Origin of the sequence: Pandoraea sp. ISTKB (assembly GCF_001721285.1) — a bacterium.
Taxonomy (GTDB): domain Bacteria; phylum Pseudomonadota; class Gammaproteobacteria; order Burkholderiales; family Burkholderiaceae; genus Pandoraea; species Pandoraea capi.
In genome coordinates this window covers 225,588-251,045 of record NZ_MAOS01000001.1, presented here as the reverse complement: position 1 = coordinate 251,045, position 25,458 = coordinate 225,588, and the positions used below count along the sequence as shown (strand labels likewise).

Sequence of the window (25,458 nt, the reverse complement as noted above, 5' to 3'; positions counted from 1 at the left end):
GGTCTCGCAGATGGCCAATGCGTCGGCAACCGGCGCGCAAGACGATGGCGAAGGCAAGGCACGTCTGCGCAGCCGTCGCTGGTTCGACGATCCCTCTGATCCCGGCATGACGGCGCTCTACATCGAGCGTTACATGAACTACGGCATCACGCGCGAAGAACTCCAGTCCGGCAAGCCCATCATCGGCATTGCGCAAACCGGGTCGGATATTGCGCCGTGCAACCGGCATCACATCGAACTCGCCAAACGGGTGCGCGACGGTATTCGCGACGCGGGCGGCATTCCGCTGGAGTTTCCCGTCCACCCGATTCAGGAGACCGGCAAGCGTCCGACGGCGGCGCTCGATCGCAATCTCGCGTATCTCGGTCTCGTCGAGATTCTCCACGGGTATCCGATCGATGGCGTCGTGCTGACAACGGGATGCGACAAGACCACGCCGGCGTGTCTGATGGCGGCGGCGACCGTGAACATTCCGTCGATCGTGCTCTCGGGCGGTCCGATGCTCGACGGCTGGTGGAAGGGCAAGCTGGCAGGATCGGGGACCGTGATCTGGGATGCCCGCAAGCGTCACGCAGTGGGGGAGATCGACTATGAGACGTTCATGGACGAAGTCTCGTCGTCGGCCCCTTCGGCGGGCCATTGCAACACCATGGGCACCGCACTGTCGATGAATTCGCTGGCCGAAGCCCTTGGCATGTCGTTGCCCGGTTGCGCGGCGATTCCGGCACCGCATCGCGAACGCGGCTGGATGGCGTATCACACGGGGCGGCGCATCGTGGAGATGGTCGCCGAGGACCTGCGTCCGTCGGACATCATGACGAAGGGCGCATTCGAGAACGCCGTCGTGGCGGCGGCGGCGCTGGGGGCATCGTCGAACTGTCCCATCCACATGGTGGCGATTGCGCGCCACATGGGGGTGGATCACACGCTGGAGGACTGGCAGCGTCTGGGGCCGAGTATTCCGTTGCTCGTCGATTGCCAGCCAGCGGGGCGTTTTCTCGGCGAAGCGTTCCATCGCGCTGGTGGCGTGCCGGCGGTGATGCGCGAGCTGAGCCGGGCGGGCAAGCTCAACACGGAGGTTCTCACCGTGACGGGCAAGACGCTGGCGCAGGATCTGGCCGCCGTCGACGCGCCGGATCGCGAGGTCATTCGGGCGTACGAAGCACCGCTCAAGGAGGCTGCCGGTTATGTCGTGCTTTCCGGCAATCTGTTTGACAGCGCCGTCATGAAGATCAGCGTCATCGACGACGCGTTCCGCAAGCGCTTCCTGTCGGACCCGGCACACCCGAACGTGTTCGAGGGCCGTGCGATCGTGTTCGAAGGACCGGAGGATTACCACGCGCGCATCGACGATCCGTCGCTCGATATCGACGAGCGTTCCGTGCTGGTCATCCGCAACTGCGGTCCGGTCGGGTTCCCCGGCGGCGCCGAGGTCGTGAACATGCAACCGCCGGCGGCGCTCATCAAGCAGGGGATCACGGCGTTGCCCACATTGGGCGACGGACGACAGAGCGGCACGTGTGCGACGCCGTCGATCCTGAACGTCTCACCGGAAGCGGCCGTCGGCGGAAATCTGGCGCTGCTGAAGACGGGCGACCGGCTGCGTATCGACCTCACGCGCTGTCGGGTCGACGTGTTGATCTCCGACGACGAGATGACAGGACGACGCGAGGCCTTCGTGCCGCTCGAACTGCACAACAAGACGCCCTGGGAAGAGATCTATCGATCCATGGTCGGCCAGCACGGCACCGGGGCTTGTCTGGAGCCGGCGGTGCCGTATGTCGACATCGTCAGAACGCGAGGCGAGTCTCGCCACAATCACTGAAGTCGTTCGGGCGAGGTCAGGCGAGATCAGGCGCTTTCGCGGGCGATGATCTCGTACGGGATTCGCACGAGGCCGGGTATGTCCTTTTGCTCCGGACGTACCCGGGCAATTTCGCGGCGGGACGTGTTGGGCATTTCCGACTGATCGAGCGCCGCGAGCAGCGACTCTCCCGTCGAATGGCCGATGCCATAGGCGTCGACGGACACGGTGGTGATGGTCGGATAGCAGTGACGCGAGAGTTCGAAGTCGCCGAAGCCGGCCACGGCGACATCGCCGGGCACCGACAGCCCGCGCCGATGACAGGCCATGATGACCCCGAACGCGTGAATGTCGCTCGTGCACATGATCGCGTCGGTATCGGGCCAACGGCTCAGAATTTCCTCCAGCGCAGCCCCGCCGTGGCCCATCGCGGCCCCGTGAGCCATGTCCGTGGTCCATTCCGTGTGCGTGATCTCGCGCGGTGCGTGAATCCCCGCATCTTCCACCGCTTTCAGATAGCCGTCGCGGCGCGCCACGCCACGCAAATCGAGATGGGAGGCACTGCTCACGAACGCAATTCGACGATAGCCTCGTTCGTACAGGTATCGCATCATTGCCGTTGCGGCGTCCGCGTTGGAAAAGCCCACGACGCGGTCGATCGGGCGAGCGGGAATTTCCCACATCTCGATGACGGGAATCCGGGCCTGCTTGAGCATCGCCCGCGTTTTTGTCGTGTGCTTGCCGCCCGTCACGACGATGCCCCGGGGCTGATGACTGAGCAACGCGCGCACGAGTTCTTCTTCCCGGTCCAGCAGGTATTCGGTGTTAGCGAGCAAAAGGCGCAGATTTCGTTGCTCGACGACATCGTTGATGCCGCGTGCGGTCTCGGCGAAGTTCGAGCTGGAGAGCGACGGCACGATCACGGCGATGACGTTGGTCCGGCCCGACGAGAAAGCGCCGGCTACGGCGTCGGCGACGTAACCTGTCTTGCGCACGGCATCCATCACGCGCGTGCGGATGTCGTCGCTGACATGTTGGCCTGTCAGCACGCGCGACACGGACATTTTGGAGACGCCGGCCAGTTGCGCGACATCGGCCATGCGCACCGGCTCGCCGGACGGCAGAGAATCGGGTTTCGAACTCATCTCACGAAGCAGACAGATAATCGAGTGAAATCAATTTCGTCATGATACTTGCTTCGTCGTCGATGCCCGTGGACCGCCGCGCTCGCGGCGGCCGTCAGGCACGCCGCGGCGGTTCGATGCGTCGGCGGAATCGCGCGCGCAGTGTCGTCGTTACGACGAGGGACTCACGGGTTGCCGAGGACCAGCGAGTTCCTGTCGATGGCGTCGATCGACGTCACGCCGGTCAGCGTCATCGCTACGCGCATTTCCTTGGCGAAGATGTCCAGCATGTTCTCCACGCCGCGTTGTCCGTCAGCGGCCAGCGCGTAGGCGGTGGCGCGCCCGAGCAGGCAGCCCTTCGCGCCGAGCGCGAGCATGCGAACGACATCCAGTCCCGAGCGGATGCCCGAATCGGCCAGCACGGTGAGGTTGTCGCCAACGGCATCGGCAATGAGCGGCAGTGCCTTCGCCGTGGACAGCACGCCATCGAGCTGACGGCCGCCGTGGTTGGAGACCACGATGCCGTCCGCCCCGAAGGTCACGGCGTCCTTGGCGTCCTCGGGGTCCAGAATGCCTTTGATGATCATGGGGCCTTGCCAGAAATCCCGAATCCATTCGAGATCCTTCCAGCTGATCGACGGATCGAAGTTGTTGCCGAGCCACCCGATGTAGTCTTCCAGCGATACCGGCTTGCCGAGGTACTTCGACACGTTGCCCAGATCATGCGGACGGCCGGTCAGGCCGACATCCCATGCCCAGTGGGGGCGTGTCATCGCCTGAAGCATTCGGCGCGACGCGGCAAACGGCCCGGACATCCCCGAGTGGGCGTCGCGATAGCGCGCGCCGGGCGTGGGCATGTCGACGGTGAAGACGAGGTTGCGGACACCGGCGTCACGGGCGCGCTCCAGCACGTTCTTCATGAAGCCGCGATCCTTGAGCACGTACAACTGGAACCAGATCGGTTGCGGGCTTTGCGCCGCGACTTCCTCGATGGAGCATACGCTCACGGTCGAGAGGCACAGGGGGATGCCCTTGCTCGCGGCCGCTTTCGCGACCTGGACTTCCCCGCGTCGCGCGAACATCCCTGTCAATCCGACGGGCGCCATGATGATCGGCATCGCCAGCGGCTGACCGAACAGGGTCGTATTGAGGCTCAGGTTTTCGACGTTGCGCAAGATGCGCTGGCGCAGCCCGATGCCGGCCAGATCGGCCGTGTTGGCGCGCAGGGTGTGCTCGGCGTAGGCACCGCCGTCGATATAGTCGAACAGAAAACGTGGAAGCCTCGATTTGGCCGCTGCCCGGTAGTCGGACGCAGAAGAAATGATCATGACGCGATTCCCCATCGAATTTTTTTGAGTTCGAGCCCGGACGGCTCGGGACACTGCGTTGGACGGGCATCAAGATACGGCAACCGATACCCCGATAAAATGACTTTTCGTTCTGATATTCAGTCGGATTTGGAATAGTTATGAATCTGAGAGCATTACGAACCTTCGTCGAAGTGGTACGCCAGGGCGGGTTCTCGCAGGCGGCCGAAGTGGTGTCCCTGACGCAGTCTAGCGTCAGTAAGGCTGTCAGGACGCTCGAAGACGAGTTGGGTGTGCCGTTGCTCAGTCGTATCGGGCACCGCAGCGAGCTGACGGATGCCGGGGAGATCGTCTATCGCCGGGCGTTGTCGTTGTTGGCGGAGCGCCGCGACATGATCGACGAGATCGACGATCTGCGGGGGCTCAAGCGGGGCACCTTGCGATTGGGGCTGCCGCCGGTGGGGTGCGGCGTGCTGTTCGCGCAGATGTTCGTGACCTATCGCGAACGCTATCCCAACATCGACATCGCGCTGACGGAGCATGGCAGCAAGCGTCTTCGCGAGTGCCTGGAGGACGGGGAGGTCGAATTGGCGGCGCTGCTGCTGCCGGTGGCCGATCACTTCCAATATCAGGCCGTGCGCAAGGAGCCGTTGGTCGTGGTGTTGCCTGCCGGGCATGCCCTCGCCAAACGAAAGTGGCTCGACTTCACGGCGCTGGCGGACGCGCCCTTTATCCTCTTCGAAGCGGGTTTTGCGCTGAACGGCATCATCATGGCGGCGTGTGAGCGAAAAGGCGTGGCGCCGCGCGTGACGGCCAGAAGCGGGCAAATCGATTTCATCGTGGATCTGGTCACGGCGGGACTGGGCGTGGCCTTCCTGCCACGGATGCTGGCGCTCAAACATCGGCATCCGGGCATTGTGCTGGTTCCGTTACGCGAGCCGCAGACGGACTGGCACATTTCGCTGGCATGGCGCAGTCACACGCACCTGTCTTCGGCCGCGCGTGCCTGGCTGGATCTGGCGCGGGAGGTGCATGGGGGGCCTGCGGTGACCCTCTGACCCCAGTCAGCACCCAATCAGCATCCAATCAGCACCTCTGCGTGCCGAAACGGCACGAAGCGGCATTTTCCGCCGCCTACACTCCGCTTCCTGAGACTGGCAGACGGCCCGGCGTGCGCACGCGCGCTTCCGGGCGTCGACATATCGATTTTCAACGCCAGCGATCCAGAGGAGCAGGCATGACCGGTAACACCAAACCCCATAACCCGTGGCGCGAAATCTGCGCGGCGAGTATCGGCAACGCACTTGAGTTCTACGACCTGCTGATCTATGGCTATTTCGCCATCGTGATCGGCCAGTTGTTCTTCCCCTCGCACGACGCGACCACCTCGCTGCTGCTCTCCGTGGGCACGTTCGGGATCTCGTTCGTCACGCGCCCGCTGGGCTCGATCATTCTCGGCAGCTACGCCGACCGCGCTGGCCGCAAGGCGTCGCTCACGGTGTCCATCGGCCTGATGATGGTCGGCACTGCCATGATCGCGTTCGCGCCGACCTACGAGCAGATCGGCATCCTCTCGCCGCTCATGATCATCGTCGCGCGCATGCTGCAAGGCTTCTCGACGGGCGGTGAGTTCGGCGCCGCCACGGCATTCATGGTCGAGCACGCCGATGCCAAGCGTCGCGGCTTCTTCGCGAGCTGGCAGATGTCCACGCAAGGTCTCGCGACGGTGCTCGCCGCCGGTGTCTCCGCACTGCTGAGCCTGCTGCTCACCGCCGATCAACTGAGTGCATGGGGCTGGCGCATCGCCTTCGCCGTGGGCCTGCTCATCGGACCGGTCGGCCTCTACATTCGCCGCAACATCGACGAGACCGCCGACTTCAAGAAGCTCGGCGAGAAGCAACGCGAGAAGTCGCCGCTGCGCGAAGTCTTCGGCCGCGACCGCGCCAACATGCTGCTCGGCGCCGGTGTGGTGGCTGCGGCCACCGCGTTCAACTACGTGCATAAGCTGTACATGCCGACGTACGCCGTCAAGCAACTGCATATCCCGGCGACGTCGTCGTTCATCGGCGCTGTCGTGACCGGCGTGATGCTGATGATTGCCGCGCCCGTCGTGGGCCACATGTCGGATCGCTTCGGCCGTATTCGCGTGATGCTCTGGGCGCTCATCGCCGTAGGTGTGACGACTTACCCGCTGTTCGTCCTGCTCAACCGCTACCCGACGTTCCAGACGCTGCTCCTCGTGCAGGCGCTGGTCGGTCTGCTCATCGCCGTGAGCCTGGCGCCGCTGCCTGCGCTGCTTGCCGACATCTTCCCGACGAGCACGCGCGGGACCGGACTGGCGCTGTCGTACAACTTCTCGGTGACGCTGTTCGGCGGTTTCGCCCCGCTGATCGTGACCTGGCTCATCGACGCTACGCACAACAAGCTCGCCCCGAGCTTCTATGTGATGACGACGGCCGTGCTCAGTATCGCCGCCGTTACCGCGCTCGGCCGTCGCGTGCGAGCCGGCAAGATTGCCGGTGTCGCGCACGGAAAGCACGGATCGCCGCGCGCCACGAAGGCCTAAAGCGCATTCGCCGCGCACTAGCACCCACATCCGATGCACTGATTTCAGCCGCAACGACGACGTCCGCCTCTCCCCTTGCGCGACGTCGTCACTTTTTTTGTGGCATCCCTGCGGAGCACTATCCATGACCACGCTCGAAGCGATTCGCGCCGCCTTGCCGGCGTACCCCATCGAAGTCTCGTTCCCCGACATCACCCGTTGGCGCGAGGGCAATACCGGCATCGACTATCTGCACACGTTCGATAGCGGCAAGCCCGGCAAGCACGTGATGATTCTCGCGCTCACCCACGGCAACGAAGTCAGCGGCGCGATTGCCGTCGACTCGCTGCTGGCGTCGGGCCTGCGTCCCGTTACGGGACGTTTGTCGCTCGGTTTCGGCAACGTGGGCGCCTACGAGCAATTCAGCGCCGAGAACGCCGACGCCACGCGTTTTCTCGACGAAGACATGAACCGGGTGTGGACGGGGTCGACGCTCGACGGCGAGCGCCAAAGCCGTGAACTGACGCGCGCACGCGCCATGCGTCCGTTCATCGATACGGTCGATCTGCTGCTCGACATTCATTCGATGCACGAAGCCTCGGCGCCGCTGATGATGACCGGCCCGCTGGAAAAGGCGATTGCGCTGGCCGCCGAGCTTGGCACGCCCGAGCACGTGATCATCGACAAGGGCCACGCCAACGGCACGCGTATGCGCGACTACGGTGGCTTCGGCGATCCGGCCAGCCCGAAGAACGCGCTGCTCATCGAGACGGGCCAGCACTTCGCCAAGAGCGCACGCGATGTGGCGCTCGACAGCGCCGCGCGCTTCCTGCTGCATGCAGGTGTGGTCGCGCAGGCGGACGTCGCTCAGTTCCTGACGCAAACGACCGGGCCGCAGAAGTTTGTCGAGATCACGCAGCCGGTCGTGGCACGCTCGATGGACTTCCGTTTCTCGCAACCGTTCACGGGGCTCGAAGTGATCGAGAAGGCCGGCACCGAGATCGCGCGCGACGGCGATGAAGTCATCGTCACGCCGTATGACAACTGCGTGATCGTGCAGCCGTCGATGCGTCATCTCGGCGTGAATGTGACGATGATGCGTCTGGGACGTTTGCTCGATCGCTAAGGCGTCTAGCCGGCGCCGGATAGCGCCGAAATGTCTGAGATGTCGCGTGGGCCGGTATTGCACCGGCCCATTTTTTCGTCTGCGTCTGCGAATGCGCTTGCGAATGCTGACGAGCGTGGACGTCGTGGTTTCCGGGGGGCTTACGTAGTGGCGTCAGAACGTCCCGACCAGTGAGCCGACGACGATGACGGCGACGAGCGCGATCAATGCGCTCACGATGCTCGTCATGACGATATCCAGATAGCTCTCACGGTGTGTGCTGCCGCACACCGCGAGCAGCGTCACCACGGCACCGTTATGCGGCAGGCTGTCGAGCGTGCCGGAGGCGATGACCGCCACACGGTGCATCAGCGCCGGATCGATGCCGTGCTGTGCCGCGAGACTGACGTACGCCGGGCCGAGCGCGTCGAGGGCGATCGTCAGGCCGCCCGACGCGGAACCCGTGATCGCTGCGAGCAGGTTCGCGGACAGGGCGAGCGAGACGAGCGGCCCGCCGTCGATGGACAACACCCAGTCGCGCACGAGCTCGAAGCCGGGGAGTGCGGCAATGACACCGCCGTAGCCGACGAGGCTCGCCGTGCACATGATCGGCAGCACGGAGGCATTGGCACCGGCGTCCATCGTCTTGCGCAGCGCGGGCAGACGTCGCCACTGCAATATCACCAGCACGACGATGGCGCTGGCCAGTGCCACGCATACGCCCCAGACACCCGCCACGCTCTGCAACGTAATGCCGCCCCATCTCGGCTCGGCGAGGAAGCTGGCGTCGAGCCGCGGGAAGACGAGCACGTTCATCACGAAGTTCGCGCCGATCACCACGAGCAGCGGCAATGCCGCAGTGAGGATGCCCGGCAAGGCGTCGCTGCGGTGCCCCTGATCGATTTCCGCCGGATCGAATTCGCGCGCCACGCTGGCACGCTCGCGCACCACGGTCGGGTCGGCGGCTTTGTCCCAGACCTCCGTCTGCGCGTAGCCGTGGCCGGCGCGACGCGCTTGCGCTTCACGCCACGTGAGCCACCAGAGGCCCACGCCGAGCATGATCCCGGACGCCATCAGTCCCAGTCCCGGCGCGGCGAACGGCGTGGTGCCGAAGAAAGGCATGGGGATCGCGTTCTGGATGGCGGGCGTGCCGGGCATCGCCGACATGGTGAAGGTCGATGTGCCCAGCGCGATTGCTGCCGGCATCAGCCGTACCGGAATGTTCGCCTCGCGAAAGAGCGCGTGTGCCATGGGCGCGAGAACGAAGAACGCCACGAACAGGCTCACGCCGCCGTAGGTGACCAGCGCGCCACCGAGCACCACCGCGAACATCGCGCGACGTGCACCGAGTTTGTCCGTGAGGAACGCGGCGATGGCCCGTACCGCGCCGCTGTCTTCCATCAGCTTGCCGAAGAGCGCGCCGAGCAGGAACAGCGGGAAGAATTGTGCGACGAAGCGCGCCGCGTTCTGCATGAACGTTTGCGTCCAGTGCGCGAGAATCGGTTCGCCGGAGAGTGCGGCCGCGAGCATGGCGGCCGCAGGGGCGAGCAGCAAGACGCTCCATCCGCGATAGGCGAGCCAGACGAGTAGCGCCAGGCCGATCAGAATGCCGGCAAGCTCCATTCAGAGGGCCTCCTGGAACGGATCGAGGTCCAGCGACGACCGGTGGCCGAGATCGGCACCGTGCTCGCGGAGGAAGGCGTCGGCGCAGCGGCGTCCCTCGTCGCGCAACATCACGAGGAAATCCCATTCGGCCGAGAGCTTCGACGAATAGCCGAGTGTCGTCATCATGCTGCTGGCAATCCGGTGCATACGCATCTGCGCCCAGCGCTTGCCTTCTTCGCTCCCCGCATCCACGACCTGACGCAACACGGCAATCATGCGCAGTTCCTTGAGCAGCGTGGCGTTGAACGAGACCTCGTTCACGCGGTTCAAAATCTCGCGCGCGGAGCGAGGCACTTCGTGACGCTCGACCGGATTGACCTGCACGAGAATCGTGTCGCACGACACCGTTTCGCGCACCAGCGGCGTGATCGACGGATTGCCCGCGTAGCCGCCGTCCCAGTAAGGTTCGCCGTCGATTTCGACGGCGCGATAGAGCATGGGGAGGCAGGCTGAGGCGAGCAGCACGTCCGGAGTGATCTCGGCGTTGCGGAAGACACGGCCGCGTCCGGTGCGCACGTTGGTGGCCGTGATGAAGAGTTGAATGGGGTTCGTCTGACCGGCTCGGGAGATGCCGTCGAAATCGATGTGATCGGCCAGCAGACGACGCAGCGGATTGAATTCGAGCGGCGACAGATCGTATGGCGAGACGACACGTGCGGCCAGATCGAAGAACATGAAGAACGGCGAATTGTCGAGCGACCAGCGGCCCAGCACGATGTCGAGCGGTGTGCGGCGCAACGGGCTGAACCGGCCTGCGTGGGCGACGTCGCGCCAGAACTGTTCGAGGGCGCCGCGTGCCGCGTCGGGACCGCCCCGCGCGTAGCCGGTGGCCAGCACGGCAGCATTCATGGCGCCTGCGGACGTGCCCGAGATGCCTTCGATGCGAAATGGCGCGTTGGCCGTGTCGTGCGAGATCGCTTCGAGCAGACGGTCGAGCACCCCCCAGGTGAACGCGCCGTGCGCGCCACCACCCTGAAGGGCGAGATCGATCGGGAGTGCGGTGCGGCCAGTGGCGCGCGCACCGGGCGGCGTGCGGGTCGCGTTAGCGGTGCGGGTGGCGTGCTGCGCCCGCTTGGGGGATTGGGAGCGTGGCATAGTCCCTCGGCGATGCGGCACTGCACAGATAGGCGCTGGCCGCGGGGTTCGTTACGAGAGTACGGTTGCAGGGGGTACGCAGTTTGCGCTGCAACATAACCACTGTCTCAGATAAATATGAATTGGGCAACCTCGTGGTGGGGTGGCCCGGTGTGGGGGATGACGTCGTGCGCGTGCCTTGCGCACGGTAGGGGCGGGATGACGCAACGCCCAGGCTGAACAGCGATGAGGGGGAGAGCGCTGTCGTATCCGGCAGTGGGAACGATGTGAGGGTTACGGGTTTGCGTAGGCGTCGACGGCGTCTTCGCTGGTCGTTTCCGCTTGCAACGGCCTGCCGCGGCGCAGACTCAGTTGCGCGAGTACGTCGGCGTGCTGGTTGCCCCAGCGGTACAGCATCTCGATCGGCTCGATGAACAGCTCGCCAAGCGGGGTGAGCGAATACTCGACCTTGGGCGGCACGACGGCGTACACCTCCCGGTGAATCAGCCCGTCGCGCTCCAGTTCGCGTAGCGTCTGGGTGAGCATCTTCTTCGAGATCCCCGGCAGCCGACGCTGCAACTCGCCGGTGCGCGTGGTGCCGCACTGCAATGCGTAGAGGACCATGCTCGTCCACTTCACGCTGAAGAGCTCCAGCACGCGACGCGGCACGCAGGTTTCCTCGAAGACGAAGGGTTCGCGATTGTTCATGGTAACCAAATGGTGACTATTCAACTAAAAGGTGCCTACTGGGGATTTCGACCCTTCGTCACTATACTTTGTGGCGATAGTGCGCGTCACCCCATGTGAGTGATCCCGGAGTCGACGGCGGGGCGATGCGCGCAAGCTAACGGAGAACCCCATGAGCAGTTTGTCGAAGACAGCCCTCTCGTTGCTCGATCTGGTGCCGGTGCGCGCCGGCGGCACGGTGGCCGAAGCCCTGAAACAATCCACGGAACTTGCCCAGCACGTTGAACGTCTGGGATTCACGCGGTTCTGGCTGGCCGAGCACCACAACATGGACGGCATAGCCAGTTCGGCGACCTCGCTGCTGATCGGTCACGTGGCGGACAAGACGTCGCGTATCCGGGTGGGCTCGGGGGGCGTGATGCTGCCGAACCATCCGCCGTTGGTCATCGCGGAACAATTCGGCACGTTGGCGGCGCTTTACCCGGGCCGCATCGATCTGGGGCTGGGGCGTGCGCCCGGCGCGGATCAGGCGACGATGCGCGCGCTGCGTCGTGATCGGCTCGGCAATGGCGACGATTTTCCCGAGCAAGTGGCCGAGCTGCGTGCGCTGCTCGCACCGGCCCAGCCGGGGCAGCGGCTCGTGGCGACGCCGGGTGCCGGGAGCGACATCCCCGTCTGGCTGTTGGGATCGTCACTCTATTCAGCACAACTCGCTGCGCATCTGGGGCTGCCCTACGCGTTCGCGTCGCACTTCGCGCCGCGTTTCCTTTTCGACGCGATCCGCGTCTATCGGGAACTGTTCCGCCCGTCGGCGGTGTTGGACAAGCCGTATGTCATGGTCGGTGCGCCGGTGATTGCCGCGCCGACCGATGAGGAAGCGGCATTCCTGGCGACGTCGTCGCAGCAGAAGATTCTGGCGCTCATGCGCGGGCAGAGCCTGAAGTTGCAGCCGCCCGTGCACGACATGGATGAGCGTTGGGATCCGGCCGAGCAGCACTCGGTGGAAGCCTTCCTCGGCGTGGCCGTCGTGGGTGGTCCGGCGCGTGTGAAAGCCGGATTGTCCGATCTCGTAGAACGCACGCAAGCCGATGAACTGATGCTCGTCACCGATATGTACGACCCGGCGCTGCGCTTACGCTCGTGCGATATCGTGGCGTCCGTCTGGAAGGATTGAAGCGCCACGGTTTCGCCCGGTTACCGGAAGCGCCCGATAGAAAATGGCGAGAGGTCGATCGTCGGCCGCTCGCCGCTCACCAGCCCTGCGATCGTGCGCCCCGTGGACGCGGCGGCCGTCAACCCGACGTGCCCGTGTCCGAAGGCGTAGAAAGCGTTGGGCACCTTCGATGCGGCACCGAGCACCGGCAAAGAGTCAGGCGTGCTCGGGCGGAAGCCCTGCCAGCGCGCGCCCTCGACCGATTGCGTCGACTTCACGCCTTGCACCGCGCGGGGGAACATCTTGTGAAGCTGGCCCAGCAGCAGATCGGCACGTCGCCAGTTCGGCGGCGCCTGAAGACCTGCGAGTTCGACCGTCCCCGCACCACGCAGGCGGCCGGCCATCGGTGTGGCGAACAACTTGCCCTCCGCCCACATCACCGGGCGCGACGGCACTTCGTCAGGGGCCGGAATTTCCACGTGATAACCGCGCTCGGTGTCGAAGACGATGCTGTCGCCCAACTGACGCACGAACGGTGCCGACCAGGCGCCGGCGGCAACCACGACTGCGCTCGCGGCCTCGCGGCCCTTGTCGGTGTGCACCGCAACGGCGTGTGCCCCGTTGGTCTCGATCGCTGTAGCACCGGCATCGACGACACGACCGCCACGCGCCACCACCTGCGCCGTCAGACGGGCAAGCAACGCGCCGGGATCGGACGTGTGCCCCGTCTCGCTGATATAGCGTGCGCCGATGAAATCGTTGGACAGCGTCGGCTCGAATTCGCGCAGTGCGCTCGCATCCAGCGTTTCGATTTGCACGCCGTTGTCACGGCGCAGCGCCATGCCGCCTTCGTCGCCCGTCATGCCGCTCTGGCTCGAGTAGGCGATCAGGTAACCGCGACGCGTGACCAGATCGTTTGCGTCGGCGTCGTCGAGCAGTGGCTGATAGGCGTCGAGCGCCGGGCCGAGCAGGGCGCGCAATGCGCGGGCCTGCGCGGCGACTCGGGCCGGCTGACTGGCCGCGACGAAGCGCGCGAGCCACGGCACCATACGCGGCAAATAGCGCCAGCGCAGCACCAGTGGTCCATCCGGTTGCATCAGCCACCCCGGCACTTGCCACAGCACGCCGGGCATGGCGATAGGAACGACCGACGAGCCGTTGATACAACCGGCGTTGCCGAGGGAGGCGGCCTGTCGCGCCGATTGCCGGTCGACGATGGTGACGCTATGTCCGGCACGTTGAAGATAGGCGGCGGTACATACGCCGACCAAACCGCCCCCGATAACGACGACGGGATGCGAATCGCTCATGAAGCCGTCCTGCGAAAAATTCGAAAGACGCCTAGTGTACTGCCTCGCGCACCTCCGACCGGGCGCTTCGTAGTTCGCTGCCCATCAGATCATTTCCAGCGGACGTTTGCGCGACGGTGCCTCGAAGTGATGATCGAGCAGCGAAAGTTCTTCGGCCGTCAGCGCGATGTCATGAGCCGCCCGGTTGGCGCGGACGTGCGCTTCCGATCCGGCTTTCGGGATGGCAATGACGCCCGGTCGGCTCAGCACCCAGGCGAGCGCGATCTGCAACGGTTCGACGTGACGTTTGCGGGCGATGTCACCGAGAACGCCGGTCGTCGGCAACCGGCCCTGTTCGATGGGGGAGTAGGCCATCATCGGCAGCTTTCTGGCGGCGAGCCACGGCGCCAGATCGTACTCGGGGCCGCGTCGCGAGAGATTGAACAGCACCTGATCCGTGGCGCATGCGTCGCCGCCCGGCGCGTCGAACAGTTCCTCCATGTCGTCCGTATCGAAGTTGCTCACGCCCCATTGGCGAATCTTGCCCGCGTCGATCAAGGCTTCGAAGCCGGCAATCGTTTCTTCGAGCGGTACGTCGCCACGCCAGTGCAGCAGATAGAGATCGATGCGATCGGTCTGCAAGCGGGCGAGACTTCGCTCGCAGGCGGCGATCACACCGCGTCGCGAGGCGTTGTGCGGATAGACCTTGCTAACGAGGAACACTTCGTCGCGCAGCCCGTCGAGCGCTTCGCCGACGAGACGCTCCGTTGCGCCTTCGCCGTACATTTCTGCGGTGTCCACCAGCGTCATGCCCAGCGAGACGCCAAGCCGTAACGCAGCGATTTCTTCGCGGCGCCGCTCGGGCTTCTCGCCCATCATCCATGTGCCCTGACCCAGCACCGGCACGGTGTCGCCCTGAGGGAAAGTGATGTTTCGCATGATCTGTCCTCCTGGATTTTTGTGACCATTATCAGCCTGCAAGTCGAGCGATGACCAGTGCCTTGAGGGCTTCGCGCAACACTTCGAGGTGCCGTCCTATCTTTTGACTCGGATTCGTCCTAGGCACGGTACGGACATCTCCGCTTTTGCATTCGTGCCCTCGATCTCTCGGATAGTTCACAAGCTTTTTTCAGGGGTGCCGCGATAAGCTGGCTTCACCGATGCACATTGCAAATGTTGCTCCGCAGCGAGACGGCTCGGTGATGGCTCCCGCGATGTGCATCGGCTCGCGATGTCGGTCCTGACGTGTTGGATTGTTGCGACGGAAAAAAGAAAGCCCCGCGAACGGGGCTTTAAAGGCCGGCCGGAGGCGCGCCGGCCAAGGAGGTCATCGATGAAGCGCGAAGCCCTTGCGGGCAAGCGCCGAGGGCATATTGTCGGCATGGTTCGTCCAGCCATGGGAAGGAGGAATCCGAATGTCGGTAGCGAATTCGAGTAACAAAATGTGACGATTTGCGACCTTTTCGTGACATGGGACGACCGCGATAATGGGAGATACCCCCCAAACAGCAGAGGAGTCCCCACGAGATGGCCAAAGCGATCAAGTTCAACTCACTCGGCCCGTCGCTCATGTCAGTCGAGCGTTACGCACCGCCGGCGATCTTTTTTCATTGGGCGATCGCGTTGCTGATCGTGGTGGCCTATGCCGCGGTGATCACGAAGGGATACCTGCCCAAAGGGAGTGCACCGCGTGCGCTGGCGATGACGATCCACGAATGGGCGGGGATTGCCGTGCTGGTATTGGCGGTGCCGAGGTTGCTGTGGCGACTTGTCAAAGGCGCACCCGCGGCGTTGCCCGGTCAGGGATGGTTGGTGCGTGCGGGGTCGTCTCTCGTGCATTTGTTGCTTTACGCGTTTCTCTTCGCGCAGCCGGTGTTGGGCTACCTGACGTTAAACGCAGGTGGGCATGTCCTTACGATTCCGGGGCTGGATATCGCGCTGCCGCAGTTCGTGGGGAAGGACGTTGAACTGCGCCGCTCCATCAAGGAGATTCACGAGACGCTGGGAAGCGCGTTCTATTGGGTAATTGGCCTGCACGCACTGGCGGCGCTATGGCACCACTACTTCCGTCGCGACGACACGCTGCGTCGCATGATGTAACGCCGGTCGTCCTGTCGACCAGGAGCGGGCGACGTGCAACGCCATGGAAGACGTTGCACATTGCGGATGCCGTCAGCCGGCGCTTGTCGAGCAAGCGCCGGTCATCGATCAAAACGCGAACCGGACACCCGCGAACACACTGCGCCCGTCACCCGGATAGAACACGGCAGTGTTGGCGGTCCGGGCATCGGTCACGGTGCTGAAGTCCGAGACGTAGCGCTTGTCGGTCAGATTGCGTGCGTCGACGTAGAACGTCACGCCGCGTTGCACCAGATACGACGCCTGCAAGCCGATCAGCGTGTACCCGGGCACGCGCATCGTGTTGGCATAGTCGACCCACGCGCCGGTCGGCACCCAGTCCAGCGATGCCGCAATCTGGAAGCGGTTCGTGAGCGCGTAACCCAGGGTCGTGCGCAGCACTTGCGTCGGCACGCCGGCGATGCGGTTGTTGCCGTATTGCGGATCGTCGCGGAAACGAAAATCGCTGTAGTTCCAGATTTGCGACAGCGTGATGCGATCGCCGGTGGCTACGACGTTCTTTAACAAATCGACAGATGCGCCGACTTCAAGGCCTTGCAATACCGTCTTGTTCGCGTTGAACGTGGACGCCGGAACGTCAGGGTTCGTCGTGTACTGAAGCAACTGATCGCGCACGAGCGAGCGGTAGGCGGTGACGTCCCACGCCACGCGATCGAGCTTGCCCCGGGTGCCGGCTTCGATCGTCCACGCGTGCTGCGAAGCCAGCGGCACGAAGCGCGATGTTGCCCCGAACGTTTGCGAGAGGTCGGTGAAGTCCGGCACGTCGGCGCTGCGCGTCACGTCGATGAAAGCCTGGATGTCCTTGCGCGGCTCCCAGATCAGGCCGATCTTCGGGTTGACGCCGGAGTAGGCGGCGCTTGTCGACCGGTAATTCGCATCCCCCGGCAGACCCCCGTAGTCGATGTACTGACGAACGTCGCGATAGGCCTTGGCGCCGACCATCAGGCCCAGCGTGGGCAGGAAGAACAGACGGTTCTCGAAATACGCTTCGTAGTTGTAGGCACTCTGACGCGAATCGAGCGTTTGCGCGCCACGATTACCGTTCACGTTCACATACTGATCCGCCTTCGTGTTGCCACCGAAGAAGCGCGCGCCCACGATCAGGTCGTTGCGCATGCCCGCAAGCGTCAGGTTGGCGGTGTAGCGCGGGGCGACGCCGTAGGTCCAGCCGTCCTGATCGATGACCTGGAAGATCGGGTGGTACAGGCTCTTGTGAATGACCCATGAGGCGATGTCGAGCTGGCCGACGTCGAACCGGATGGTCGTCAGGTTGCCGAGCCGCTCGGTGCGGGTGTTACGCGCCTGATCCCCGGAGACGGCCGAGGCGGCGGCCTTCGTGGGATTGTTGAGCGCGTCGAACAGGGACAACGTGCCGGGCAGCTTCTGATCGACGATGTACGCGCCGAAGAAGAATCGCGTTTCCACACGCGGCGAGAACTTATAGCCGATGTTTGCGTTGATCTGGGCGTAGTTGCCTTTGGCGTGGTCACGGTAACCGTCCGAGCGGTTGAGCGTGACGGTGGCCAGCGCGTCGAGCGGTCCGAAGATTCGCGACATCTGGCCGCTTGCCCGCACGGTGCCGAAGCTGCCGCCTTCGAGACGGAACTGGTTGGGCGCCTCTGCGGTGTAGGCCGTGGGGGTCACAAAGTTGAGTGCGCCGCCGAGCGTCGTGGCCCCGTAGGTGAGGCCGTTGCCGCCCTTGTAGATTTCGGTCGAGCGCAGCCCCATCGGGTCGATCTGGTAGTAATCGCCGCTGCCGTCGGCCGAGTTCGTCGGAATGCCGTCTTGCAGGATTTCGAGGCCACGGACATGGTAGCCGCGTGCAATGCCTGAGCCGCGAATCGACACGCGCAACTCCTGACCGTACCGGTTTTGCACGAACACGCCGGGACTGTCCTTCAACACGTCGCGCAGGTTGAAGGCGTAAGTGTTCTGGTAGCTGTCGGCGTCGACGAAACCGACCGAACCCACCGTCTGGAAAAGGTTGGCCTTCTGCTCCTCGACGCTCGGTGACGTGAGCGATTCCGCAGGCGCTACGACGTTTGTGGCGGGTAGCGTCGCCACCGGAGCGGCAGTGCTTCCGGCAGCGGCCGGGACGGTCGTCTGCGCCAGTAGTAGCGGGGACGCTTCCGTCGGCGCAGCCGCTGCTGCGCCGGGTACGAACGCGGTCGTGAAGCTGTCAGTGTGTTTGCCGGTATGCGTCGAGGCGTGCGTCGCATCGACGGCGACGCTCAGACCGGTGGTCGCCGGATCGTTAGTGAGTGCGTGTGCGGTGCCGCCCAGCGAGGCCAGGGCGAGCGCGATGGCCGTTTGCAACGGCTTCTGCGTCGTGGAACGTGACATGAATGTCTCTCTCGCGACCGTACGACGGTCGCCTGATGAACGTGGGGTGACGAGCGCAACTGACGTGTTCCTCGCAGGCACGGCATGCGGCGCATCCACGTGGGATGCGCGCACGACAACGCGAGCTATCGGAACTCAGTGCGCACGGCAGACGCCACCGGCATCGACAGGCAATGCGCGGAGGCAGTAACGATCAAACGGAGAGAGACGGCGGGGCACGCGCTAAGGCGTCGGAGAAACGGGCGCGCGGATCGTGCGACACCGGTGCCCGGGGGGCGGCAGCGATGCCAGCCTGCGCGGCGGGCGGGGGGGTATGGAAATCGGTTGTGACGAGCGGTTGATGCGCCCAGAGCGCGCAATAGCCGCACTTTTCCCAGTGGTCTTCGGACGCGAGGGAATGGTCTGCGCCGCCGTGGCTGCTATGCAGGCCCGCCGGTTGAGCCTGTGCGGGCGGCGCCTGAGCGTCGTCGTGGCCGCTATGTCCGTCGTGCGTCGGTTGACGTTGGGCGTCGGCACGCGGTGTGGTCTTCGTTCCGAGTGCCGATTGCGCCGTTTGCGTGCCCTGCACCGTGCAATAGACCGCAAACGGGTCCTGCTGCATAGCGGCACGCCATTGCGCAATCGCCGGCATGAGCGCGGCCAGCAGGATCGCCAGCAGGGCGATCCCGATTGCGACGCGATGCTGACGGAGCTTGCGCATGCCTTGGCCGGGTTCAGGGGAAATGGGCGAAACCGAAGGCGTCGCGCGATAACGTCATGACGCTATCGGATAAGCGCGGCGCTCAGGGAACCAGGCATTGTAGGTGCTGTCGTCTTGCGGCGTAAATGCTTTGCGTTCGCATGTAGGGAGGACGCGACAATTTGACGCATCGACGCCCGGAACCAAAAAAGAGGACGCCACGGCCCCCCAGCGCGTGGCGCCCTACACCGGATATCAGAACTTCATCCCCACACCGACGCCGACGATGAGCGGATCGATGTGAAGGGTGCCGAGATCGGTGCCTGCGAGCGAGGTATCCGTCTTCATCCAGATTTTCTTGATGTCGATGTTGAAGAACAGGTTTTTCGTCATCTGAATATCGACCCCGGCTTGCAGGGCCGGACCTACGCTGTGGTTTTTGATGTCGATGGGCGTGCCGCCCGCGTTCAGATTGCTGTTCCAGAAACGCGTGTAGTTGATCCCCGCGCCGACATACGGACGGACCTTGCCTGCGTGATTGAAGTGGTACTGCAACAGCAGCGTCGGCGGCAGGACGTTGACACCGCCCAGATGCCCGAGGTTCGACGTGAGCTGGTGACGCGACATGCCGAGAATGAGTTCGACGCCGACGTTGTCGAGAATCATGTACGTGAAGTCGAGCTCCGGCACGATGGCATTGTTCACCGTGACGCCGAGCGTCGGCAGCACGCTTCCGCTTGCGTGAGAGTCGGGCATGATGCCGATCGCGCGCACGCGGGCGAGGATGTCTCCGGCGTAAATGCCCTGCGAGCTGTCCTTGATGAAGCCGAAGGTCTTCGGGGTGTCGGGCGTGGTGCTTTGCGCGGCGGCCGGTGCGCTGAACAGGCCGGCCCCGGCAACCAGTGCGGCTGCGATGGCCGCGGCGCCGAGTGAGTGCTTCATGATGTTTTCCAAAGTCGTGAGTGAGCACGAGCGATGGTAGAAGCCAGCGGCGTTGCCGAATTTGATGCGCGTCAAGCAAGGGGAAACGCGAGCGCCGTGTGCGACAAACTGTCGCGAACGCGGTGAGGTGCGGCGTTGTGACATGCGATTCCGACCGACGACGACGTCATGGCGATGGTCGACGTGTGTCGGCGAGAGACATCCGTCCCGGGCGATACCGATACGGCCCTCATCGCTCGTCCGCCGGGCAGGCCTGCCGGTTTTGGTAGGATGCGGACTTTGCCACGCTGTCCCTCATCGTGAAGCGCCCGATTTCGTCGCTGTTTTCATCGTTGTCGCAGACCGTCGCCCAGGCGGGCCGGTATGGTCTGCGGCTGTTGCAGCCGCTGCATCCTTACGCCGCACGCGGCTGGTATCACCTGCGTCATCCCACGCGTCGCGGGGTGCTGATCGCCATTGCCGCGGTGCCGTGTCTGCTCATCGCCTACACGCTGATCCTGATTCCGTTCACGCCGAGCATTCGCGATATCCGGCGCGCGAAGATCGATCAGCCCGCGCAAGTGCTGTCTGCCGACGGCAAAGTGCTCGCCGAATTCCGGCCGTCGAATCGCGAATGGGTGTCGCTCAAGGATGTGTCGCCCAATGTCGTGAAGGCGCTGGTGTCGACCGAAGACCATCGCTTCTACGAGCACCACGGCATCGACCTCAAGCGCACGGCTGGGGCGGCGCTTCGTACGTTCTCCGGCGATCGTCAGGGTGGCTCGACGATCACGCAGCAGCTCGCGCGTAATCTGTACCCCGACGATATCGGTCGTGCCCCGACGCTGACACGCAAGATCAAGGAGGCCATCACGGCCCTCAAGATCGAAGCGCTGTACACCAAGCCAGAGATTCTCGAGACGTACCTGAACACGGTGCCGTTCCTGTACAACGCGTACGGCATCGAAATGGCAGCCCGCACCTATTTCGACAAGTCGGCCGATCAGTTGGATGTCGTCGAAGCCGCCACGCTCGTCGGCATGCTCAAGGGCAACAGCTACTACAACCCGGTGATCAATCCGGAGCGGGCGCTGCAACGCCGTAACACCGTGCTCGCGCAGATGGTCAAGTTCGGCGATCTCGACGCGTCGAAACTCGCCGCGCTGCAAAAGCGTCCGCTGCGCATCGACTTCGAGCGTCAGACGGAAGAACCCGGCCCCGCGCCGCACTTCGCGCAGCAACTGCGCAAATGGCTGATCGGCTGGGCGGATCGCAACGACTACAACATTTACTCCGACGGTCTGGTGGTGCGCACCACCATCGATTCGCGTTTGCAGACGATGGCGACGCAGGCGCTCACACGTCAGGCGAATCAGTTGCAGACGATTGCCGATGCGAACTGGTCGGCGCGCGGCGGCTGGCGTGACAGCACGGCACTCGTGCAGACGTTTGTGCGGGAGTCGGCGGAGTATCGCAACGCGGTTGCGGCGGGCGAAGCGCCTGAAGCCGTCATGAAGCGCCTGTTCGCCGACAAGACGTTCATGCAGAACCTGCGTGCGACGAAGACACGTTTGCAGGCGGGGTTCCTCGCTGTCGATCCGCGTACGGGGGAGATTCGTGCGTGGGTGGGTAGCCGCGACTTTACGACGGACCCGTTCGATCACGTTCAGCAGGCACGTCGGCAGCCGGGATCGACATTCAAGCCGTTCGTCTACGGCGCGGCGTTTATCAAGGGCCGCTCGCCGGATGACACGATCGTCGATCAGCCTGTCGAAATCCCGCTTGCCGGTGGCGAGATCTGGCGTCCCAGCGACGACACGGCCCCGACCAACAAGCCGATGAAGCTGAGCGACGCGCTGGCGCAGTCGCGCAACACTGTCACGGCACAGTTGATGCAGGATGTCGGACCGTCGCGTGTGGTCGGGCTGGCGCGTGCGATGGGCGTGCGCGAAAGCAAGCTCGACCCGGTGCCCTCGCTGGCGCTCGGCACGAGCCCTGTCTCGCTCAAGGAGATGGTGGCGGCTTACGGCACCATCGCGGACGGCGGCGAGTATCGCGAGCCGACGATGGTGACGGAAATCACGAACAGCGAGGGCGAGGTGCTGGCGACGTTCTCGCCGGCGCGTCCCGAACGCGCGCTGTCGAGGGACGACGATTACACGTTGCTCGATACGATGCGCGGCGTCATCAATCGCGGCACGGGCAACGCCATTCGCACGCGATTCGGCATTCGTGCCGACGTCGCGGGCAAGACCGGGACGACGCAGAACAACACCGATGGCTGGTTCATCCTCATGCAGCCGCAACTGGTTGCCGGCGCGTGGGTAGGGTTCAACGACAGTCGAATCACGCTGCGCAGCGACTATTGGGGGCAGGGGGCGCACAGCGCCTTGCCGATCGTGGGGGACGTATTCTCACGCGCCCTGCGTGCCAAGGTCATTGACGGCAGTGCGAAGTTCGACGCGCCGGATAACCATCATTGGTACAGCGATCTGTGGACGCGTGCCTCCGACTGGGTGACAAGCCTTTTCGCGAAAAAGCCGGAGCCGAAGACCAAGGCGCCGGTGAAGCGTCCGGCGGCGCCTGCACCGGCGCCCGCGCCAACGAGCCCGACGGTGTCGACGCCGGAGGCCGCCAGCGATAGCGGGCCGCTGCCGGTACCTGTCGCGTCGGCGGTACTGGCGCAGCCGGAGTATCAGGCCCCCGCCAGCACGCCGCACGGCACCACGATTCCCGGCGTGCCGGGGGAATGGAACGGCCCGGGCGGCGCGTCGGCATCACCGTCGCCCGCCTCGAACGCCGCATCCGAAATCCAATAACAGTTATGCAACATTCTCATGACTGGCCTGTTATGGCTTGCGCTATATTCATGAATATATAGCGGTGACCGAATGCGTCTGCCGCAGCCTTTGCGCCATGGACGGTGCAGAGTGACCTGGGGGAGACACGGGCATGTTCATCCGGCAGTTGAGTTATCTCGTAGCGCTCGCGCAGGCGCAGCATTTCCGGCGCGCTGCCGAACTGTGCAACGTGTCGCAGCCGACACTCTCCGGCGCCATCCGGAGCATCGAGGAGGAGTTCGGGCTGCCGATCGTGCGGCGCGGCCGCCGTTTCGAAGGCTTCACGCCGGAGGGGGAGCGGGTGCTGGCGTGGGCGCGTCAGGTGCTGGCCGACTGCGAGGGGTTGCGTCAGGAGGCGAGTGCCAGTCGTCGTGAGGTCACCGGATGCCTGCGCATCGGTGCGATTCCTACGGCGTTGCCGCTGGTGCCATTGCTTACCGATGCGTGTCTGCGCGACTTCCCCGGTATGCGCCATGAAGTCTTCACGCTGTCGGCCACGCAGGCGCTGCGACAACTCTCCGAACTCGATCTGGATGTGGGGCTCAGCTACCTCGACGATCCGCGTCTGCGTGAATTCGAGACCATCTCCCTGTTTCGCGAGCGTTACGTGCTGATTGCCCGCGACGAGTCGGCGCTGGCCGGACGCACGTCGTTGTCATGGCACGAGGCCGCGAAGCTGCCGCTATGCCTGCTCACGGGCAATATGCAGTGCCGTCAGGGGATCGATGCGGCGCTGGCGAGGGCGGGCACCTCGGCGTCGCCACGAGTCGAGACGGATTCGCTCATGGCCTTGTACGCGCACGTGCGATGCGCCGGTCTCTTCAGCATCGTGCCGCACAGCGTGCTGTGTCTGGCCGAGATGCGCGACGAGTTGCATGCGGTACCGCTGCAACCCGCGTTGCACCGCGAGATAGGCCTGATTCTGCGCGAACGACAACCGCGTCCCCCGTTGCTGGAAGCGGCCGTTGCGTCGTTCCGGGCGGTGGATTTGCAGACGCGACTCGATGCCTTGCTGACCGTCTGACATGACGAGCGGGTGACATGGACCTCATGCCGCTCGCTGGAACCGGCGGGTAGGGCAGTGCCCGGGCCGGGAGTGCGGGCATACAATGCCGCCATGACGCTCATCATTCGAAACGAAACCCCAGCCGATATCGATGCCATCCACGCGCTGACGATCGCCGCGTTTCGCGACGCACCGCACACGGCACATACCGAACAGTTCATCGTCGCAGCACTTCGCCGCGCGGGGCAGTTGACCGTGTCGCTCGTAGCGCTCGATCACGACACCGTCATCGGTCATGTCGCCGTATCGCCGGTGACGATTTCCGATGGCAGTGCCCGCTGGTACGGCCTCGGGCCGATTGCCGTCGCGCCTGACCGGCAAGGCGGCGGCGTAGGCAGCCGGCTCATGCATGAGGCGCTCGATGCGCTGCGTCGTCTTGGTGCCTCGGGCTGTGTGGTGCTCGGCGACCCTGCGTACTATGGACGATTCGGTTTCCGCACTGAGCCGCGTGTAACGCTCCCGGGCGTGCCCGCCGAGTATTTCCAAATCGTCGCGTTCGATGACAAGGTGCCGTCGGGAACCGTGCGTTATCACGACGCCTTCGATGCCACGGCGTGATGGCATCGAGCATCACGGTCTGCGCGCGGGCACGTCGTGAAAATAGCGCTTGACCTCAAGTCGGCTTGAATTGGCACACTCGATGACGTGCGCGATACCGGATGGACGCCGGAACATCATGGGGATCGACTGACGTCCGTTCGGCGCGCACCTCAAACACAAGCTTCATGAGGTTTGCCAATGACCGATCCACGCAACGAATCCATCGCCGCAGCCAACACTGCCCCCATCACGTCACCCAACCGCGATCAGTCCGAGCTTTGGAACGGACGGTCGGGCAACGCGTGGGTGAACAATCGCGCCATACTCGACCAGATGTTCGTGCCGCTCGCGAGATTCCTCATCGACCGTGCTCGCGACGTCGCGCAGCACACGCCGTCGGGGCGCATGCTCGACGTCGGTTGCGGCACCGGGGGGACGACGCTGGCGCTCGCCAACGCGTTGGGACATCCGTGGCAACTCACCGGGGCGGACATTTCCGCACCGATGATTGCCGAAGCGCGCACTCGCGCGGCGCATGCACGTTCGCCGGTCGCGTTCGTGTGTGCCGACGCGCAAACGCACGCATTCCCGCCCGCGCACTTCGATGCCATCGTCTCGCGACTCGGGGTGATGTTCTTCGACGATCCTGTGGCGGCGTTCAGCAACCTGCGTGCGTGTGCACGGCCCGGGGCATCGCTGCATGCCCTCGCGTGGCGCAGCGCCGAAGACAATGCGTTCATGACGGTCTCCGATCGCGCCGCCAGACCACTCCTGAGCGACTTGCCACCGCGACGGGCGGGAGCACCGGGGCAGTTCGGGTTTGCGGATCGGGAGCGCGTCTCCGGTATTCTGACGTCAGCCGGTTGGACCGATGTCACGCTCTCGCCGGTGGACTTCGAGTGCTCGTTCGCACAGGCGGATCTGCGGGACTACGCCTCGCAAGTCGGTCCGGTCGGCCTGGCGCTGACGCGGCTTGCCCCGCAGGATCGCGAGCGGGTCGTCGATACGATCGTCGAGGCCTTCGCCCCGTTCGTGCGCGACGGCGTAGTGCGATTCACGTCCGCCTGCTGGCACCTCTCGGCCCTCGCCAACGATTGATAGGTCTCGCCGATCAATCGATCAGCCGGAACGATTTTCCAGACGAAACACATACACCGATCATTGGCCTCAATGCAGC

General features: G+C 64.3%; 20 protein-coding genes. 10 read left to right on the top strand and 10 right to left on the bottom strand.

Annotation, left to right across the window (positions count from 1 at the left end; genetic code table 11):
* The first annotated feature begins 10 nt into the window (after positions 1-10).
* On the top strand, positions 11-1,825 hold the full coding sequence (locus A9762_RS01095) for an IlvD/Edd family dehydratase (protein ID WP_069340447.1): 1,815 nt from the start codon (positions 11-13) through the stop codon (positions 1,823-1,825).
* Positions 1,826-1,851: 26 nt separating this feature from the next.
* On the opposite strand, the gene A9762_RS01090 is transcribed toward A9762_RS01095, so the two are convergent.
* A complete protein-coding gene (locus A9762_RS01090) occupies positions 1,852-2,904 on the bottom strand; it encodes a LacI family DNA-binding transcriptional regulator (protein ID WP_069340446.1) in 1,053 nt (350 codons plus the stop codon).
* Positions 2,905-3,113: 209 nt separating this feature from the next.
* Complete coding sequence (gene lldD, locus A9762_RS01085; protein WP_069340445.1) at positions 3,114-4,256, bottom strand: FMN-dependent L-lactate dehydrogenase LldD; 1,143 nt, start codon at positions 4,254-4,256, stop codon at positions 3,114-3,116.
* A 140-nt stretch (positions 4,257-4,396) separates the two neighbouring features.
* Here lldD and A9762_RS01080 point away from each other — a divergent pair, with 140 nt between their 5' ends.
* The 3 genes from A9762_RS01080 to A9762_RS01070 all read left to right on the top strand — a co-directional run bounded on the left by A9762_RS01080 (position 4,397) and on the right by A9762_RS01070 (position 7,906).
* Positions 4,397-5,293: a LysR family transcriptional regulator gene (locus A9762_RS01080; protein ID WP_069340187.1), complete on the top strand. Its 897-nt coding sequence runs from the start codon at positions 4,397-4,399 to the stop codon at positions 5,291-5,293.
* A 179-nt stretch (positions 5,294-5,472) separates the two neighbouring features.
* Positions 5,473-6,801: an MFS transporter gene (locus A9762_RS01075; RefSeq protein ID WP_069340186.1), complete on the top strand. Its 1,329-nt coding sequence runs from the start codon at positions 5,473-5,475 to the stop codon at positions 6,799-6,801.
* Between the two features lie 124 nt (positions 6,802-6,925).
* Positions 6,926-7,906, top strand: a complete 981-nt coding sequence (locus A9762_RS01070) for a M14 family metallopeptidase (protein WP_069340185.1) — start codon at positions 6,926-6,928, stop codon at positions 7,904-7,906.
* Positions 7,907-8,059: 153 nt separating this feature from the next.
* On the opposite strand, the gene A9762_RS01065 is transcribed toward A9762_RS01070, so the two are convergent.
* The 3 genes from A9762_RS01065 to A9762_RS01055 all read right to left on the bottom strand — a co-directional run bounded on the left by A9762_RS01065 (position 8,060) and on the right by A9762_RS01055 (position 11,332).
* Entirely contained in the window at positions 8,060-9,508 is a 1,449-nt protein-coding gene (locus A9762_RS01065) for a GntP family permease (protein ID WP_069340184.1), read from the bottom strand.
* Entirely contained in the window at positions 9,509-10,645 is a 1,137-nt protein-coding gene (locus A9762_RS01060) for a patatin-like phospholipase family protein (protein ID WP_083253519.1), read from the bottom strand.
* Positions 10,646-10,918: 273 nt separating this feature from the next.
* Positions 10,919-11,332 (bottom strand): helix-turn-helix domain-containing protein, encoded by a 414-nt coding sequence (locus A9762_RS01055; protein WP_069340183.1) that lies wholly within the window; start codon positions 11,330-11,332, stop codon positions 10,919-10,921.
* A gap of 151 nt (positions 11,333-11,483) precedes the next feature.
* On the opposite strand from A9762_RS01055, the gene A9762_RS01050 reads away from it, so the two are divergent.
* Positions 11,484-12,485 (top strand): LLM class flavin-dependent oxidoreductase, encoded by a 1,002-nt coding sequence (locus A9762_RS01050; RefSeq protein ID WP_069340182.1) that lies wholly within the window; start codon positions 11,484-11,486, stop codon positions 12,483-12,485.
* A gap of 20 nt (positions 12,486-12,505) precedes the next feature.
* Here A9762_RS01050 and A9762_RS01045 read toward each other — a convergent pair whose 3' ends face one another.
* Both A9762_RS01045 and A9762_RS01040 read right to left on the bottom strand, forming a co-directional pair.
* Complete coding sequence (locus A9762_RS01045; protein ID WP_069340181.1) at positions 12,506-13,774, bottom strand: FAD-binding oxidoreductase; 1,269 nt, start codon at positions 13,772-13,774, stop codon at positions 12,506-12,508.
* Positions 13,775-13,858: 84 nt separating this feature from the next.
* Positions 13,859-14,692, bottom strand: a complete 834-nt coding sequence (locus A9762_RS01040; RefSeq protein ID WP_069340180.1) for an aldo/keto reductase — start codon at positions 14,690-14,692, stop codon at positions 13,859-13,861.
* A gap of 588 nt (positions 14,693-15,280) precedes the next feature.
* Between A9762_RS01040 and A9762_RS01035 the strand changes: the two genes are divergently transcribed.
* Complete coding sequence (locus A9762_RS01035) at positions 15,281-15,853, top strand: cytochrome b (RefSeq protein ID WP_069340179.1); 573 nt, start codon at positions 15,281-15,283, stop codon at positions 15,851-15,853.
* A 108-nt stretch (positions 15,854-15,961) separates the two neighbouring features.
* Here the strand turns inward: A9762_RS01035 and A9762_RS01030 are convergent, their stop codons facing one another.
* From A9762_RS01030 to A9762_RS01020, 3 genes are all read right to left on the bottom strand, one after another.
* Positions 15,962-18,235 carry a TonB-dependent receptor domain-containing protein gene (locus A9762_RS01030; RefSeq protein WP_083253518.1) on the bottom strand — a complete coding sequence of 758 codons (2,274 nt, stop codon included), beginning with the start codon at positions 18,233-18,235 and terminating at the stop codon, positions 15,962-15,964.
* A 193-nt stretch (positions 18,236-18,428) separates the two neighbouring features.
* Entirely contained in the window at positions 18,429-18,935 is a 507-nt protein-coding gene (locus tag A9762_RS01025) for a DUF2946 domain-containing protein (protein ID WP_069340178.1), read from the bottom strand.
* A 234-nt stretch (positions 18,936-19,169) separates the two neighbouring features.
* Entirely contained in the window at positions 19,170-19,856 is a 687-nt protein-coding gene (locus A9762_RS01020; RefSeq protein WP_069340442.1) for an OmpW family protein, read from the bottom strand.
* Positions 19,857-20,155: 299 nt separating this feature from the next.
* Here A9762_RS01020 and A9762_RS01015 point away from each other — a divergent pair, with 299 nt between their 5' ends.
* From A9762_RS01015 to A9762_RS01000, 4 genes are all read left to right on the top strand, one after another.
* Entirely contained in the window at positions 20,156-22,654 is a 2,499-nt protein-coding gene (locus A9762_RS01015; RefSeq protein ID WP_069340177.1) for a penicillin-binding protein 1A, read from the top strand.
* 133 nt (positions 22,655-22,787) lie between these two features.
* The gene (locus tag A9762_RS01010; protein ID WP_069340176.1) at positions 22,788-23,699 is read left to right on the top strand and encodes a LysR family transcriptional regulator; all 912 of its coding nucleotides are present in this window, start codon (positions 22,788-22,790) and stop codon (positions 23,697-23,699) included.
* A 93-nt stretch (positions 23,700-23,792) separates the two neighbouring features.
* Entirely contained in the window at positions 23,793-24,299 is a 507-nt protein-coding gene (locus A9762_RS01005; protein WP_069340175.1) for a GNAT family N-acetyltransferase, read from the top strand.
* Between the two features lie 180 nt (positions 24,300-24,479).
* Positions 24,480-25,379 carry a class I SAM-dependent methyltransferase gene (locus tag A9762_RS01000; protein ID WP_069340174.1) on the top strand — a complete coding sequence of 300 codons (900 nt, stop codon included), beginning with the start codon at positions 24,480-24,482 and terminating at the stop codon, positions 25,377-25,379.
* Positions 25,380-25,458: the final 79 nt, after the last annotated feature.

What these genes read in the sequence shown, in the direction of transcription:
- A9762_RS01095 (WP_069340447.1), top strand. Translation starts at nt 11, where the DNA reads ATGGCCAATGCGTCGGCAACCGGCGCGCAAGACGATGGCGAAGGCAAG.
- A9762_RS01090 (WP_069340446.1), bottom strand. Translation starts at nt 2,904, where the DNA reads ATGGCCGATGTCGCGCAACTGGCCGGCGTCTCCAAAATGTCCGTGTCG.
- lldD (WP_069340445.1), bottom strand. Translation starts at nt 4,256, where the DNA reads ATGATCATTTCTTCTGCGTCCGACTACCGGGCAGCGGCCAAATCGAGG.
- A9762_RS01080 (WP_069340187.1), top strand. Translation starts at nt 4,397, where the DNA reads ATGAATCTGAGAGCATTACGAACCTTCGTCGAAGTGGTACGCCAGGGC.
- A9762_RS01075 (WP_069340186.1), top strand. Translation starts at nt 5,473, where the DNA reads ATGACCGGTAACACCAAACCCCATAACCCGTGGCGCGAAATCTGCGCG.
- A9762_RS01070 (WP_069340185.1), top strand. Translation starts at nt 6,926, where the DNA reads ATGACCACGCTCGAAGCGATTCGCGCCGCCTTGCCGGCGTACCCCATC.
- A9762_RS01065 (WP_069340184.1), bottom strand. Translation starts at nt 9,508, where the DNA reads ATGGAGCTTGCCGGCATTCTGATCGGCCTGGCGCTACTCGTCTGGCTC.
- A9762_RS01060 (WP_083253519.1), bottom strand. Translation starts at nt 10,645, where the DNA reads ATGCCACGCTCCCAATCCCCCAAGCGGGCGCAGCACGCCACCCGCACC.
- A9762_RS01055 (WP_069340183.1), bottom strand. Translation starts at nt 11,332, where the DNA reads ATGAACAATCGCGAACCCTTCGTCTTCGAGGAAACCTGCGTGCCGCGT.
- A9762_RS01050 (WP_069340182.1), top strand. Translation starts at nt 11,484, where the DNA reads ATGAGCAGTTTGTCGAAGACAGCCCTCTCGTTGCTCGATCTGGTGCCG.
- A9762_RS01045 (WP_069340181.1), bottom strand. Translation starts at nt 13,774, where the DNA reads ATGAGCGATTCGCATCCCGTCGTCGTTATCGGGGGCGGTTTGGTCGGC.
- A9762_RS01040 (WP_069340180.1), bottom strand. Translation starts at nt 14,692, where the DNA reads ATGCGAAACATCACTTTCCCTCAGGGCGACACCGTGCCGGTGCTGGGT.
- A9762_RS01035 (WP_069340179.1), top strand. Translation starts at nt 15,281, where the DNA reads ATGGCCAAAGCGATCAAGTTCAACTCACTCGGCCCGTCGCTCATGTCA.
- A9762_RS01030 (WP_083253518.1), bottom strand. Translation starts at nt 18,235, where the DNA reads ATGTCACGTTCCACGACGCAGAAGCCGTTGCAAACGGCCATCGCGCTC.
- A9762_RS01025 (WP_069340178.1), bottom strand. Translation starts at nt 18,935, where the DNA reads ATGCGCAAGCTCCGTCAGCATCGCGTCGCAATCGGGATCGCCCTGCTG.
- A9762_RS01020 (WP_069340442.1), bottom strand. Translation starts at nt 19,856, where the DNA reads ATGAAGCACTCACTCGGCGCCGCGGCCATCGCAGCCGCACTGGTTGCC.
- A9762_RS01010 (WP_069340176.1), top strand. Translation starts at nt 22,788, where the DNA reads ATGTTCATCCGGCAGTTGAGTTATCTCGTAGCGCTCGCGCAGGCGCAG.
- A9762_RS01005 (WP_069340175.1), top strand. Translation starts at nt 23,793, where the DNA reads ATGACGCTCATCATTCGAAACGAAACCCCAGCCGATATCGATGCCATC.
- A9762_RS01000 (WP_069340174.1), top strand. Translation starts at nt 24,480, where the DNA reads ATGACCGATCCACGCAACGAATCCATCGCCGCAGCCAACACTGCCCCC.